The sequence below is a fragment of the Fictibacillus nanhaiensis genome, from assembly GCF_049537595.1.
In the GTDB taxonomy this organism is placed as follows: Bacteria; Bacillota; Bacilli; order Bacillales; family Fictibacillaceae; genus Fictibacillus; species Fictibacillus nanhaiensis_F.
In genome coordinates this window covers 1,565,551-1,580,257 of record NZ_JBMULM010000001.1, presented here as the reverse complement: position 1 = coordinate 1,580,257, position 14,707 = coordinate 1,565,551, and the positions used below count along the sequence as shown (strand labels likewise).

Genomic DNA, 14,707 nt, shown 5'->3' with positions numbered 1-14,707 from the left:
CCCAAATGTAAAAAACCGTCTAGCATTAGCTAAACGGTTGAAGTATCGTAGTTTTTAAAACAATGGATTTTGTCTTACATCTAACCAATATTCAGATTGTTCAAGTTCTCCAGCCATTTGCAGCAACAAACTCTCCTGACCTCTAGCTGCCATGAACTGTACGCCGATCGGTAGTCCCTCTTCTGTAAGATGAAGGGGAACACTCATAGCTGGTTGTCCAGTTAGATTCGCTAATTGAGTAAAAGGAGTTCGAGCCAGATTTTTTCTAGCGATCTGATCGACGATTCCCGCCTTCTTTAATAACCCTCCAAGCCCGATCTGACCGACAGTACGAATAAGGAATTGTTCTGAGGTTGTTGGCTGAAGCTCTCCAATCAAAGCCGGGGGGAACGCCGTCGTTGGCGTTATGTAAAAATCATAAGTATCATGAAAGGTCTCCATCTGGAGAGCCGCTTTATCCCATTCTCTAATACTGAGTACAAATTCTTCTGCTGAAGTTGCTTTTCCGAGCATACTAAGCAGCCACGTAGAAGGTTCTACATCCTTGTAGGTTGCTTTCCTACCTAGAATACTTTCCAGTGACGTTATAGTGGCAGCGGTTTCTCCAAAATACATCATGAGATAACTCTTCACTAACTTTTGTCCATCAACAGGTGCATCAACTTCTTCCACATCATGCCCCATAGATTGTAATAATTTTGCAGACTTAATAACGGCATCTCTACATTCAGGATGTACTTCAGTTCCGATGGGAGATGAGACAGAATAAGCAATTCTTAACGTTCGATTTATTGGGGTGCTAGCTGCATCAAGGAAGCTGCCTTCAAATTTTGGCGTATGAAAGGCACCTGCTTTCTCATGGCCGTGCAATTGATCAAGCATCGCTGCACTATCTCTAACGGTTCGTGTTATGACGTGTTCAGCTGATGCTCCCTGCCATGAGCGGCCAAGGTTAGGACCGACTGGGGTTCTGCCTCTTGTTGGTTTTAATCCAAACAAGCCACAATAAGATGCTGGAATCCGGATAGAACCTCCACCGTCATTCGCACCCGCAAAAGGTACCATACCAGAAGCGACTGCAGCAGCTGAACCCCCGCTTGATCCTCCTGGCGTGTGGTTTAAATTCCACGGATTGCGTGTTGGTCCATATTGGACAGGTTCTGTATAAGCGACTAATGCAAACTCCGGTACGTTTGTTTGTCCGAGAAATAAAACACCTGCTTTTCTTAATCTACGAACATATTCGGAATCCGTTTTTGCTCGGTATGAAAGAAAAGCTTTAGAGCCTGCAGTAATGGGTTCACCTTCCACCTCTTGCGAAATATTCTTCAACAGAGTTGGTACACCAGCAAAGAGTCCTTTTTGCGCATTTGCTGTCATTGCTCGTGCCTTGTCATACATCATGTTTATAACAGCATTAACTTTCGGATTTAGTGTGTCAATTCTTTTAATGGACTCTTCAACTAATTCAATGGGCTGTACTTCTTTCTTTCTAACCAACTCAGCAAGTCCTAGCCCATCATAGTCTTTGTAGTTGAATCCTTTCATCCTCCCTCACTCCTGAACTTTGATGAGAATGCTTTACAATCATTGTTTAATAGAATTTGTGCACCTCAAGGAGATGAAGTCATGTCATGATTTTCGTTCATTACCCCTTTTAAAATTGCCGGTTATTTTAGCCATAATCAACTGTTCTGCCATCACATTTTCAGCTATTCTTATTCGATTTAAAAACTTTTCAGCTTCTTTTCCTTTAAGAATTTTTACTTGTTTTCCGTAATAATCTAAAAACACGTTATGATCCTTTGTTTCTCGATAACTAAAAGGTTTTTCTTCCAAACGGTTTCTTTTATCAATATGTTCCATTTTCTCGTCACCTGCTTACGTTCTACTATTTACATATATTTCTTTTGTGTATTACATGTACTTTTCCACATAGACGTTCATTAGTCCTTCTAAATAGAAATACGTTGATCATTTGTGTGAAAACTGGACCAGAAAAGACATTTCTTAAAGATTATAGAAATGTCTTCTTTTTATATATTCTATTTTACTGTGATTCAATAGTAGATTTGGTCGACGTATCACTCTTTAACCTTTCTACAATTCTTCTTTTTTGATAAAGCATTGTTCCTGTTTCCGCAAGATCATTGATCATGGAACGATTGGCGAAAGCTCCAAAGATAATCCCTGCGATCGGTACCATCTGAAAAAGCTTTTTCCAGCCAAATGACTCTGTAAATGTTAAAGTGACTTCGCGCCAACCTTGAATTTGAGAAATAACTTCTCTTGATTTCATCTCGTCCTCACTAATTGCAGCAAGATCATTTAGAATCGCTTCTTTACCCACATAATCAGACGTAGAGAACTGAAGGCATTTTAGGATATAGACTCGTTCTTCTTTATCGTTTGGATCATACCCGTGTATGATTGCGATTTCTTGTAAGGTCTTTAAAGAGATTGCTAAAATGGCAGGTATATCAATGGCTAATGTGAAGATACCTCCAATTCCAGTACTGGCTCCTTGAAGGGTTGCTGCACTTTTTCGTTTGTTTGCTAACTCCAAAGAAACGTTCTTCATTTCTTCCAATGGTATAGTTTTAAAGTCTGCTAACTCTTCTATCGTTCTTCCGGTTTGTTTTTCGAAGAACTGAAAAACAGATATCTCTTTAGTTAGATATTGACCACCGTTTTGTATGTAACCACCTATTTCATCGAGAAGTGTTCCAATCTTATTTTGAATAAACTTTGGTGTCACTTTATCTAGCAGCTTGAACGGCAGCCGGGTAATTCGCTCCCAGAACCACAAGCCTTTTTGATCTTTCTCCCATTTCTCGATCTGTTGAAGTTCTTTTAATAAATACTCTTTTGATTCCATCGTCCTTCATCCCATCTATATTTTCATAACTATTGTACGTTTTGTGCTGATTTAAGTTTCAACACGTGAAAAACCGTCTAGAATCAAATTCTAGACGGTACTTCAATGAAAAGGTGATTATTATAGAGTTTTTAGGGATTCACGAATAAAAGCTGGAATGTCATCTGGTTGACGACTTGTTACTAGATTGCCTCCACACACGACTACTTCTTCATCCTTTACTGTTGCTCCGGCGTTCTTCAGATCAACATGAATGGACTTATACCCTGTAATGTGTCTACCATTTAATACCTCTGCAGAAATCAAGAGCTGCGGTCCATGACAGATTGCAAATACAGGCTTTCCTTCGTCAGCAAAATGCTTGGTGAACTGAACGAATTGATCATCACCTCTTAAGATATCAGGCGAGAATCCACCAGGAATGAAAAGCGCATCATAATCTTCAGGTGACACTTCCGAAATGGCAGCATTGGTTGTTACTTGTGCTTCTTTTTGCTTGCCTTCTAGTGTTGCACCCTTTTCTGAGCCGATAACGGTTACCTCATGGCCAGCTTCACGAAACGCTTTTGCTGGTTCAGTATATTCTACATCTTCAAACATGTTTGCGAGTACTGTTGCAATTTTAGCCATTATTTAACCACTCCTCAATTTTATGTGTACATTTGTTGTATTACCATTGAGGAAGTATATTAAACCCCTTTTTAAGTTCTTGCTTTAAAACAAGGCCACGATATATAGATGAATCATTAATACAGCAGCTATTAAACCAAGTAACGAGGCTATGTTTGTTTCCGTTTTTGAACCTGTTTTCGTGTAGAATGGAAAACGAAATCGAATGGGCAGCGGATACAGAAGCTGAATACCTCTCGAAGTTGCAGCATCCAAAACGAGATGTGAAAGCACCCCGATCACCAAGCCGATGCTTAAAGTTTCTTCAAATCGCCACTCTATGCATTGCGGCAATAAAAATAATAATAAGATCATAATCCAACTATGAGTAATCGTACGATGACCAAATGTCGCTGAAATCGTTTTTGAAAGAAAAACCGTTTTCTTACCTAAATATGATCCTGGATGGCAAAGATCAGGAAGCAAACTGCCTAGAACAGCCGCACCGAAAAAAGTAAGCTCATGCTGCATAGTCTCCGGAGGCAAATCGGTAAATGCTTTATAAGAAGCCCCTGCTACAACGCCTCCAAGTAAATGTGTGTTGCTCTTCATGTTATGTATCTCTCATTTCTCTGGTTGTGTCGTTTCCCATATAGTTTTTCTTAACTTAATGTTAAATCCTAAAGATTTGTTGATCTTTATTTTTTTCTTCAATGACAAGTTGATTGGAGTGCAAGGTGCGAGACTCCTGGGGGATCAGCGGGACAGGTGAGACACCTAAGGGCACGAAGTGTCGAGGTGGCTCACCTCACGCCCCCCGGAAAGTGAGCATCCTGGAACGGAAATCACCACTTTCAAGACTCCGAAGTTTTTAACCTTCAAAAAAAGAAGAAAAGAGCAGCAAGAGCTACTCTTTTGATTGTTCAGTTGAAACCATTGATTTAATTTGAGTAATCGGACCCGTTTCACCTGTATCCACAACAAACGATCCATTGTTATATCGATCAGCTGGCTTATAGTTCGATGTAGAAATCTTCTCAACTTTTCCTGAACTTGTTTCTAAAACAAATTGTGTGTCATCTGCAGTTATTAACTTCATTCCCACAATACGATGAGGGTTTGATTTCAATTCTCTTACCATCACAAGACCGCGTTTCGCACGTGAAGTTCTTTCAAATTCTGTAATTTTCATCTTTTTAAGCGCACCACGCTGTGTGGCAATAACAACTTGTGCCTTTTCCGGATCTTCCGGAAGTGCAAATCCGCTAACCACATGGTCACCAGTTTTCAAGTTAATTCCTTTAACTCCTGAAGCTCTCTGTCCAACGATGGAGATTTCTTCTTCTGCAAACCATAGTCCCAATCCAAAATGTGTCGTAATGAAAACATCTTGCTCTCCGTTTGTTAGTGAAACGTCAACGACTTCATCATCTGCTTTTAACTTAACAGCCATTAATGGACGGTTATATCGTGTTGCTTTATAAGATTTGAGTTCTGTTTTCTTAGCCATACCTTGCTTAGTAAAGAAGATAAGGTATTGATTTTCTGCAAATTCTTTTATTGGGTAGGCTTTGATCAGTCTTTCGTCTTTATCTAGTCCAACAAGACTTGCTAAGTGCTGCCCCATGTCTTTCCAACGAATCTCAGGCATCTCGTATACAGGGAGATAAACGTAGTTTCCTTTGTTCGTGAACATGAGTAGCGTTTCTGTTGTGTTGAGTTGAGACGCCATGAGAAGAGAATCTGTATCTTTCATGCCTGGCGGTTCACCGTTTGATGCGCTGTATGAACGAACGCTAGAGCGTTTTACATAGCCATCTTCTGTAACAGTCACCATAACATCTTCGGACGGAATCATCACTTCCATGTCGATCTTGATCTCTTCGATCTCCGCTTCAATGATTGTACGGCGTGGATCAGCGTATTTCTTCTGAACCTCAGCCATCTCTTTTTTGATTACGTTAAACAGCTTTTTCTCGCTGTCTAATAAGGAACGAAGATACGTAATTTTTTTCGCTAATTCCTCAGCTTCCGATTGAAGCGTCGTAATATCCGTATTCGTTAAACGGTAAAGCTGCAACGTAACGATGGCTTCAGCTTGTGGTTCTGTAAACTGAAACTTCTCGATAATGTTGTCTTTTGCATTTCGTTTGTCTTTAGAAGCACGAATCGTTTCAATCACTTCGTCTAAGATGGAAATAGCTTTGATCAAACCTTCAACGATGTGTGAACGCTCTTCTGCTTTTCTTAGATCATATCGTGTTCTTCGAGTAACAACTTCTTTTTGATGCTGAATATAAGAATGAAGAATCGCCTTCAAACCCATCAATTTCGGTGTCTTGTTATGAATCGCTACCATGTTGTAGTTATAGGAGACTTGAAGATCGGTATTTTTAAAGAAATAGTTAAGAATTCCTTCTGCATTACCGTCTTTACGAAGCTCGATTACGATTCGTAGACCGGTGCGATCTGTCTCATCGCGGATCTCAGCGATACCATCTACCTTTTTATCTAAACGCAACTCATCCATGCGCTTAACGAGATTCGCTTTGTTCACTTCAAAAGGAACCTCAGTAATGACGATCTGCTGACGACCGCCTTTTAAGCTCTCGATCTCTGTTTTTGCACGAATGATAAAGCGGCCTTTTCCAGTTTCAAACGCCTTCTTAATGCCATCAAGACCTTGAACGATTCCGCCTGTTGGAAAATCTGGTCCTTTGATCACTGTCATTAATTCCTCAAGAGAAACGTCGGGGTTATCGATCTGCATCGTAACCGCATCGATTACTTCACCTAGATGATGTGGCGGAATATCTGTCGCATAACCTGCCGAGATCCCTGTTGATCCATTGACTAAGAGGTTTGGGTAACGGCTTGGTAATACGACCGGCTCTTCGGTTGTATCGTCAAAGTTTGGTGCGAATTCTACTGTTTCTTTATCAATATCACGGAGCAGTTCAGAGGCGATTGCAGATAGTCTAGCCTCTGTATAACGCATCGCAGCTGCAGGGTCTCCATCAATACTACCGTTGTTACCGTGCATCTGAATCAGAACATTTCTTACTTTCCAGTCCTGACTCATACGAACCATCGCTTCATAAACGGAAGAATCACCATGTGGGTGATAGTTACCGATTACGTTACCGACCGTTTTTGCTGATTTTCTGTATGGTTTTTCGTTCGTGTTTCCTTCTGCGAACATCGCATATAAAATACGGCGCTGAACGGGCTTCAGGCCGTCTCTTGCATCAGGTAATGCACGCTCCTGAATGATGTATTTACTGTATCTTCCGAAGCGGTCGCCGATTACGTCTTCTAACGGCAGCTCTCTAAATTTCTCAAGCAGTGACAATCTTTAAACCTCCTCAGAATGCTGACAAGTTCTCGTTATCTAGTATGTTAGTTTCTTCGTTTATGCCAAATGCAACGTGTTCTTCGATCCACTTTCGTCGTGGTTCTACTTTATCTCCCATTAGGACAGATACACGTTTTTCAGCACGGGCAGCGTCATCAATTCTTACTCGGATCAATGTACGTGTGTCAGGATCCATCGTTGTTTCCCATAGTTGATCAGCATTCATCTCACCTAGACCTTTATAGCGCTGGATGATATAGCCTTTTCCGATCTTTTTCTGTGCTTCTCTAAGTTCGTCTTCATCCCAAGCATATTCGATTACTTCTTTCTTACCGGTCCCTTTACTTACTTTGTAAAGTGGAGGAAGCGCAATGAATACTTTTCCTTCCTCAATAAGTGGTTTCATATAGCGATAGAAGAAAGTGAGTAATAGCACTTGGATATGTGCACCATCTGTATCTGCATCAGTCATGATTACGATCTTATCGTAGTTCACATCTTTTAATGTAAAATCAGAACCGACTCCAGCTCCAATCGCATGGATGATCGTATTGATTTCTTCGTTCTTGAAGATGTCAGCAAGCTTTGCTTTTTCTGTATTGATTACTTTTCCTCTTAGCGGAAGAATCGCCTGAAACTTACGGTCTCTTCCTTGCTTAGCCGATCCGCCTGCAGAATCACCCTCAACAAGATAAAGTTCATTCCGTTCAGGATTCTTTGATGTAGCTGGAGTTAATTTACCGCTTAACATGGAATCCTTACGTTTGTTCTTTTTACCGTTTCGAGCATCTTCCCGTGCTTTTCGTGCTGCTTCACGTGCTTGTGCGGCTTTAATACTTTTACGGATGAGCATTTCACTAATTGCAGGATTTTCCTCTAGGAAATACGCCAGTTTAACCGCTACTACAGCATCTACAGCAGAACGTGCTTCACTCGTGCCGAGCTTACTCTTCGTTTGCCCTTCAAATTGCAGAAATTCTTCTGGAATTCGAACGGAAACAACAGCTGTTAAACCTTCACGGATATCAGATCCGTCTAAGTTTTTATCTTTCTCTTTTAACATGTTCGTTTTTCGAGCGTATTCGTTAATGCTTCTAGTGATCGCCGTTTTCGCACCTGATTCATGCGTTCCGCCGTCTTTAGTTCGTACGTTGTTTACGAACGATAATACGTTTTCTGCATAACCATCGTTATACTGAAACGCAAAATCCACTTCGATCTCATTTTGTATGCCCTCAAAACTCACAACAGTGTGAAGAGAGTCTTTATCTTCATTCAAGTATTTCACGAATGCCTCGAGACCTGTATCAAACTGAAACTCGTCTTTTTCGCCGTTACGTGCATCTTCAAGTACGATCTTGATCCCTTTTAACAAGAATGCTGCTTCACGTAAACGCTCGCTTAATGTTTCATAGTTATAGTTGATCGTAGAAAACATGGTCTGGTCTGGTTTGAAATGGACGGTCGTTCCAGACTTACGTGTATTTCCGATCACTTCTAAGGTTGTTGCCGGTTTACCGCCATTCTCAAAACGCTGACGATACGTCTTGCCGTCACGGTGGATCGTTACTTCCAACCATTCAGATAAGGCATTTACTACTGATGCACCTACACCATGCAGGCCGCCAGATGTTTTGTACCCACCTTGACCAAACTTTCCGCCAGCGTGAAGAACTGTAAAAATAATTTCAGGAGTTGGCTTTCCAAGTTTGTGCATACCTGTTGGCATTCCGCGGCCATCATCAGATACCGACACACTATTGTCTTTGTGAATTTTCACATGTATGTAATCACCGAATCCGCCTAAAGCTTCATCAACAGCGTTATCTACAATTTCATATACGAGGTGATGCAAGCCTCTAGCATCCGTGCTTCCAATATACATACCTGGACGCTTTCGAACGGCTTCCAAACCTTCGAGCACCTGTATGGCATCATCGTTATACTCCATTAATGACTTATTACTAGCCAAGTTGTGTTGCTCCTTTCGCGTTGCTGCAGTACTACTATAATAGCAGAACGTTTGTTTCTATACTACTGTTGTCTGTATATTCTCCTCTTATTTCTCGGTATATCGACTGAAAACCTTTAGTGTCGAAAAGAATATTTTCTAATAAAAAAGTGACAGTACTAGATAACATGGGAAAACCACCCGTATGATTGCGGGTGGTTCATTACTACCGTATCATAGCATGTTCCACTTTAATGCACTTATCCATAATATAAGGAATCGTCGCACTTTGCAAAATCTCTTCTGCTTCTGCACTGTAAAGTCCTAACTGTGCCCAAAAGAAACCAGCTTTAATTTTTGCTGCAGAACGAGCAACTTCCGGTAAGTACTCACTGCGTCTAAAAACATTAACAATATCAACATGACCTTCAATTTCTTCGAGCGTTGCGTATGCTTTTTGCCCTAAAACCTCTTTGACATTAGGATTTACGGGAATAATCTCGTAACCGGCATTCTGCATGTATTCTGAAACCATATAGGACGTGCGAAAAGGTTGATCAGATAGACCGACTACAGCAATGCGTTTTCTTAATTTTAACAAGTTCTGGATATCTTGTGTCGTTGCAGCTCCCATGAATATTTCCTCCTAGTGTCTTTTTATATAGTTTTAGACAAAATATGAACAAATGAAACATTTTCATAAAGAAAACTTGGCTGATGCCAAGCTTTTCGAAACAGCGTTAGTTGATCTTATACGTTCATCATAAACTTGATGTAACAATAAATGTCATCTTGTAAACAGGTGATACTTTCAGATTATGCAAAAAAACCGGCATTCTCGATGAATAATTCGAGTCCGCCGGTAAGGTGTAATTAGTTCTCTAAGCGGTAAATTTCACTGTATTTCTTTTCGAAATAAGCGATCAGATGATCTGGATTAAGCCCCTCACCTGTTACGTCTTTTAAGATTTCGATTGGTTTCTTCATCTTGCCATATTGGTGAACGTTCTTCGTTAACCATTCTTTGATCGGCAGGAGGTTACCAGACTCCATAAGTGCATCAAAGTCAGGAATATCCTTCAGCATTGCTTGTTTCAGCTGCGCTGCATAAATATATCCAAGAGCATAGGATGGGAAGTAACCAAAGCTTCCGCCTGACCAATGAACATCCTGAAGAACACCTTCTGCATCGTTCTTCGGCGTTACACCAATGTACTCTTGCATTTTCTCGTTCCAGATACGCGGAAGGTCTTTTACTTCGATCTCATCGTTAAACAAACCTTTTTCAATTTCATATCGAACAATAACATGAAGTGGGTATGTCATCTCATCAGCTTCGATACGAATGAGTGAAGGCTCAACCACGTTAATTGAACGATAGAATTCTTCTAGCTCTACACCGTTAAACTGTGAACCTGAAACAGTCTTAAGCATGTTGTACTGATTCTTCCAGAAACCATAGTGACGACCTACAAAGTTCTCCCAGAACAGAGATTGAGACTCGTGAATGCCCATAGATGTACCTGTAGCAAGAGGTGTCCCAACTAACTCATTGGATATATTTTGCTCATAAAGTGCGTGTCCGCCTTCATGGATAGTTCCAAAAACAGCCGTTCTGAAGTCATTTTCCATATACTTTGTCGTTACACGAACGTCTCCAGGATTCAATCCGATCGCAAACGGGTGAACCGTTTCATCCAAACGACCAGAATCAAAATCGTAACCCATATCTTTTAATACATGCAAACTAAATTCCTTTTGTTTCTCTTTTGGAAAATGTTCAAATAAAAACTTAGTATCTGGTTGTCCTGCTTCTGTTACTTTCTGAAGCAATGGTACAATTCGATCACGAAGTTTTGAAAACGTTTCATCTAGAATTTCAACAGTAACCCCTGGCTCATACATATCTAGGAGTGTATTGTACTTATTCCCTTCATAGCCCCAATAACCGATAAATTTCTTATTAAAATCAACAAGCTTTTCTAAATACGGCTGGAATAAGGAGAAGTCATTCGCGTTCTTCGCTTCTTCCCATACTGTTTCTGCTTTTGATTGAAGAATAACGTACTCTTTAAATTCTGCAGGAGGAATCTTGGCGTTACGCTCGTAATCTTTCTTCACTTCTTGGAGCGTCTTTTTCGTAACATCCGACAAAGAGTCCTGTACATCTGATTTAGAAAGTTCTTCGATATAACTCTTCATTTCTTCAGAAGTAGACATTGCAAATACATCAGATGATAACGTTCCGATCACTTCTGAACGTTGTTCAACACCTTTTTTAGGTGCACCTGTGCGAAGGTCCCAATACATGAGTCCGATCGCTTCATTGATATGGACCATTTTTTTTACATAATCTAAAAATTCTTTTTCAACAGTAACTTTTGTTTGTGTCATTTACTATTCCATCCCTTCACGGTTTCATTAAAAACATACCGTTATAAGAATTCGTGACGCAATAAAAAAGTCCTGCTGGTCGATTTTTTTTTCTAAAATTCTTCCTTGAATAGTTCTGCATACGCAGCGAAGGACGGATCAATATTATTTACATGACCAATCGATCGATGAAGGACACTTTGTATTTCGGCTTTATGATGATTTTCCAGATGTGGTTTTAGGTTTTGTAATGCTTTTTGAATGCTATCTAAATGGCTAAATTGTGGGTACATAGAAATAACCTGCCTTTAATTTAATATTTAGGCATAGTATGTACGTGTTTATAATGTCTTTAAACTTTTGTTTCAGTATTTTGTAGTGAAGGTCTTTATTAAGGTTGTTTAATGTAACATCGAGTAAGTGTAATTTATATAATTTTGGTTCAAAATTGTTAATTTCCTATGTTTTTCGAAGAAAATATAGTTAATTTGTACGGTACGTGAAATTATTTTTGTTCTATTGCTATTGGTCTTATGATTCACATTAAAAAAGGCTGACTCCTTCAAAAAGTCAGCCTTCTTTATCTTTTTGGAGGTTGAATCCAAAATTTTTCTGCTTGAATCCATAAATTTTATAGCTCAATCCACAAGTTTCGGGCTTTTATCCGCAAGTCTACAATCTTCGACACTTAGGGCTACTCACTATATGTTCAAACCGCACTCTTTAGCTCTGGTGCTGTCTAGGTGGACGTTTTCCAAAGTACTGATAATAGTCGGTTTTCAGATCTCCGTTATAAAGCTTACGTTTTTTTGTTGCTGAACGACCATAATATTCTTCAAATTTTTCATTTGAAGTAATGACGTACACACTCCATGTATCATATGGGTTCATCGCCATACCTAGATCACGATACATCTGTGCTACTTCTTCTCTCTCACCTAATCGCTCTCCGTAAGGCGGGTTTGTTACAAGACATCCGTAATCTTTTCTAGTCGTAAAATCGCGGACTTGCATCTGTTTAAACGTGATAAAGTCCTCGAAGCCAGCTTCGTTTGCATTGTTCTTAGATAGTTCGATCATCTTATGATCAATATCAGACCCTTGAATCTCAAGAGGCAGATCGTATTTCGCAACATCTTGCGCTTCTCCAACTGCCTCATACCAAACTTTTTTATCGATCCAGTTCCATTTTTCTGAAGCAAACTCACGATTTAGACCAGGTGCGATATTTTGTCCGATCATCGCAGCTTCGATCGGCAATGTTCCAGACCCACAGAAAGGATCTGCGAAAGGCTTATCAGGTGTCCAATTTGTTAGCATGATTAGGGCTGCAGCCATCGTTTCTTTAATAGGCGCACCTGAATGCAACTCACGGTATCCGCGCTTATGAAGACCTGTACCACTCGTATCTAGCGTTAATGTTGCAATATCTTTATGAATCGCAACCTCAATACGATACAATGCGCCGTCTTCAGGAAACCACGTCTTACGGTTATAAGCTGTTTTTAAGTTGTCAACTACTGCTTTTTTAACGATCGCTTGACAGTCAGATACAGAAAAGAGTTTGGATTTAACAGATCGACCGATTACAGGGAATTCCCCATCTTCAGGAATAAAATCAGCCCACGGAAGTGCTTTCGTCTGCTCGAAAAGTTCATCGAACGTCTCCACTTTAAACTCACCTACCACTAATTTTACGCGATCTGCTGTTCTTAGCCATAAGTTAGCTTTTACTAACGTCTTCTCATCACCATCAAAATAAACTTTCCCGTTTTCAACTTTTACATTTTCAAACCCTAGAGCGCGAACTTCATTGGCTACGAGTGCTTCTAATCCCATAGCGGCTGTTGCTAGCAGTCGTAATTGTGTCATAATATGAACTCCTTAATTATCATCAATTCTTATGTTAATAAGTATACCCTTATTTAGCTGCACTTTTTATGTAAATAGAAAAAGCCCCGGTAAACGGGGCCCTCATTCAGCTTTAATTTAGGTACCAATAACGTTCTGTAAGCCATGTTCTGTTCCTTAGTACTGCAAGCGGCTGGTAGCCTCGTACACCGGTGGTAATCATCTATCTACAAAAAGCCTTGGCTTCTTGTTCTCCCAATCGTTCAATTCCGAAATGGGAAACTCCCCTACCATAATTTGGGTTTCTCGCTCGTGGGGTTTACCTCGTTCCACTCCCTCTGTTTCCATCGGGACTACGTCACTGTGGCACTTTCAAGGTATTAACACCATATCCAATGGACTTAGGTGCGTTCCCTGCCGTTAACCCAGTAAGCTCAAAAGAGCAAACCAAGCTACCCTGGCTTATTTTTTGGCCAGGCACGATCATTACGGTCATCTCAGATCCGTGCGAGCATGGACTTTCCTCTAAACCTGAAAAATCAGATCCAGCGATTACCCGAACGTTATTGATTTAATTTTTAAAAGCAAGATTCATTATAGCATGCTGAATGTAGAAAAACAAATGGATAATTACTGGAATCAATCGTACAGTTTACTGCCAAAAACATGTTTTTCCAAGTTGGACAAACGCTGAAGAATATCGGAGTTCGTCGTGCTGGAAGTTACTGCAGACATTCTGCGTGTTTGCTGATGATCAGTAGAATTTTGAGCTTCTTTACGAAGTCGATTGTTCTCTTGAACAACTGCATCATACTCTTTTTGGAAATTTTCATAATCCTTAATAATAAGATCTAAGAATTTGTCCACTTCGTCTTGATCATAGCCACGAAAGCCTTGTTTAAAGTCTTTTTCCAGTATTTCTTTCGCCGTTAAATGAAAACGCTGTTCACTCATGTGAATCACCTCACACAAAGATTCTAAAATTATTTTTTCACTACCTGACCTAAATGTCAATTTTTTTCGACTTTAGATTACTTTATTCATTACGATTGTATTGTTCCTCTTGAACAAGAACATCCAAGTCATAAGGAGTAATATAAAATATTTCGTACGAATTGTCCATTTCCTGCTTTTGTTTGGCTGCATCTAAATAATACTTCGGTGAACCATCTTTTTCTTCGTCGTAAAGAAGCAAGACGGCATCGCTTTTTTGTACAAGAAACTGATTCTTAGCTCGAAGCTGTCCTGGCGACTCATATGGCTTGCGGCTTACCGAATCAACAAAATCGGCACCAGCTAAAATTTCGTGATATTTTTCCTGAATATTTTCTTTCCAACGAGATTCTTGCTCTAAGAACGGCGTTAGAACAGCTAGCTTTAAATCAGTAAATTCCGTTTGAAGTTCAAATACCACTTCTGCAGCCCACATTTCTACACCAGGTTGCCCACTGATGATTACCCACTCTAAACCTTCATCCAGAAGTGAGACCAACTTTTGAGCAATCGCTTTCTTGATGTAGTATACCCCTTCGTGTTTATCACTAAAAATACCCAGCTCATGAGCTTTGTAGCCACTGACAAGCAGTGTTTGAAGCATGTTTAGAAAACCTCCTATTAATGAAAAACACCCGGCTCTGTCTATAGCCGGGGCTTCATTAAAAGTTTTGTGTTGTGTGACTAATTTGATTGC

General features: G+C 40.0%; 12 protein-coding genes and 1 other RNA gene. All 13 read right to left on the bottom strand.

Annotated elements, in window-relative coordinates; translation table 11 throughout:
* Positions 1-54: 54 nt before the first annotated feature.
* Positions 55-1,548, bottom strand: a complete 1,494-nt coding sequence (locus tag ACOZ9X_RS08015) for an amidase (protein ID WP_423417720.1) — start codon at positions 1,546-1,548, stop codon at positions 55-57.
* A gap of 84 nt (positions 1,549-1,632) precedes the next feature.
* Positions 1,633-1,866: a hypothetical protein gene (locus tag ACOZ9X_RS08010; RefSeq protein WP_423417719.1), complete on the bottom strand. Its 234-nt coding sequence runs from the start codon at positions 1,864-1,866 to the stop codon at positions 1,633-1,635.
* 184 nt (positions 1,867-2,050) lie between these two features.
* Positions 2,051-2,878 carry an EcsC family protein gene (locus ACOZ9X_RS08005; protein ID WP_423417718.1) on the bottom strand — a complete coding sequence of 276 codons (828 nt, stop codon included), beginning with the start codon at positions 2,876-2,878 and terminating at the stop codon, positions 2,051-2,053.
* 120 nt (positions 2,879-2,998) lie between these two features.
* Positions 2,999-3,511, bottom strand: coding sequence for a type 1 glutamine amidotransferase domain-containing protein (locus tag ACOZ9X_RS08000; protein WP_423418249.1), 513 nt, complete (start codon positions 3,509-3,511; stop codon positions 2,999-3,001).
* 81 nt (positions 3,512-3,592) lie between these two features.
* Positions 3,593-4,099 (bottom strand): metal-dependent hydrolase, encoded by a 507-nt coding sequence (locus ACOZ9X_RS07995; RefSeq protein ID WP_423417717.1) that lies wholly within the window; start codon positions 4,097-4,099, stop codon positions 3,593-3,595.
* A 295-nt stretch (positions 4,100-4,394) separates the two neighbouring features.
* Positions 4,395-6,839 carry a DNA topoisomerase IV subunit A gene (gene parC, locus ACOZ9X_RS07990; protein WP_423417716.1) on the bottom strand — a complete coding sequence of 815 codons (2,445 nt, stop codon included), beginning with the start codon at positions 6,837-6,839 and terminating at the stop codon, positions 4,395-4,397.
* Between the two features lie 13 nt (positions 6,840-6,852).
* Entirely contained in the window at positions 6,853-8,793 is a 1,941-nt protein-coding gene (parE, locus tag ACOZ9X_RS07985) for a DNA topoisomerase IV subunit B (protein ID WP_423418248.1), read from the bottom strand.
* A 226-nt stretch (positions 8,794-9,019) separates the two neighbouring features.
* On the bottom strand, positions 9,020-9,427 hold the full coding sequence (locus tag ACOZ9X_RS07980; protein ID WP_423417715.1) for a CoA-binding protein: 408 nt from the start codon (positions 9,425-9,427) through the stop codon (positions 9,020-9,022).
* Between the two features lie 239 nt (positions 9,428-9,666).
* Complete coding sequence (locus ACOZ9X_RS07975) at positions 9,667-11,187, bottom strand: carboxypeptidase M32 (protein WP_423417714.1); 1,521 nt, start codon at positions 11,185-11,187, stop codon at positions 9,667-9,669.
* 702 nt (positions 11,188-11,889) lie between these two features.
* Positions 11,890-13,038 carry a THUMP domain-containing class I SAM-dependent RNA methyltransferase gene (locus ACOZ9X_RS07970; protein ID WP_423417713.1) on the bottom strand — a complete coding sequence of 383 codons (1,149 nt, stop codon included), beginning with the start codon at positions 13,036-13,038 and terminating at the stop codon, positions 11,890-11,892.
* Between the two features lie 133 nt (positions 13,039-13,171).
* An RNA gene (gene rnpB, locus ACOZ9X_RS07965) (RNase P RNA component class B) lies at positions 13,172-13,581 on the bottom strand.
* A 75-nt stretch (positions 13,582-13,656) separates the two neighbouring features.
* Positions 13,657-13,971 carry a cell division regulator GpsB gene (gene gpsB / locus ACOZ9X_RS07960; protein WP_137789389.1) on the bottom strand — a complete coding sequence of 105 codons (315 nt, stop codon included), beginning with the start codon at positions 13,969-13,971 and terminating at the stop codon, positions 13,657-13,659.
* An 82-nt stretch (positions 13,972-14,053) separates the two neighbouring features.
* A complete protein-coding gene (locus ACOZ9X_RS07955; RefSeq protein WP_423417712.1) occupies positions 14,054-14,614 on the bottom strand; it encodes an SLOG family protein in 561 nt (186 codons plus the stop codon).
* Between the last annotated feature and the right edge of the window lie 93 nt (positions 14,615-14,707).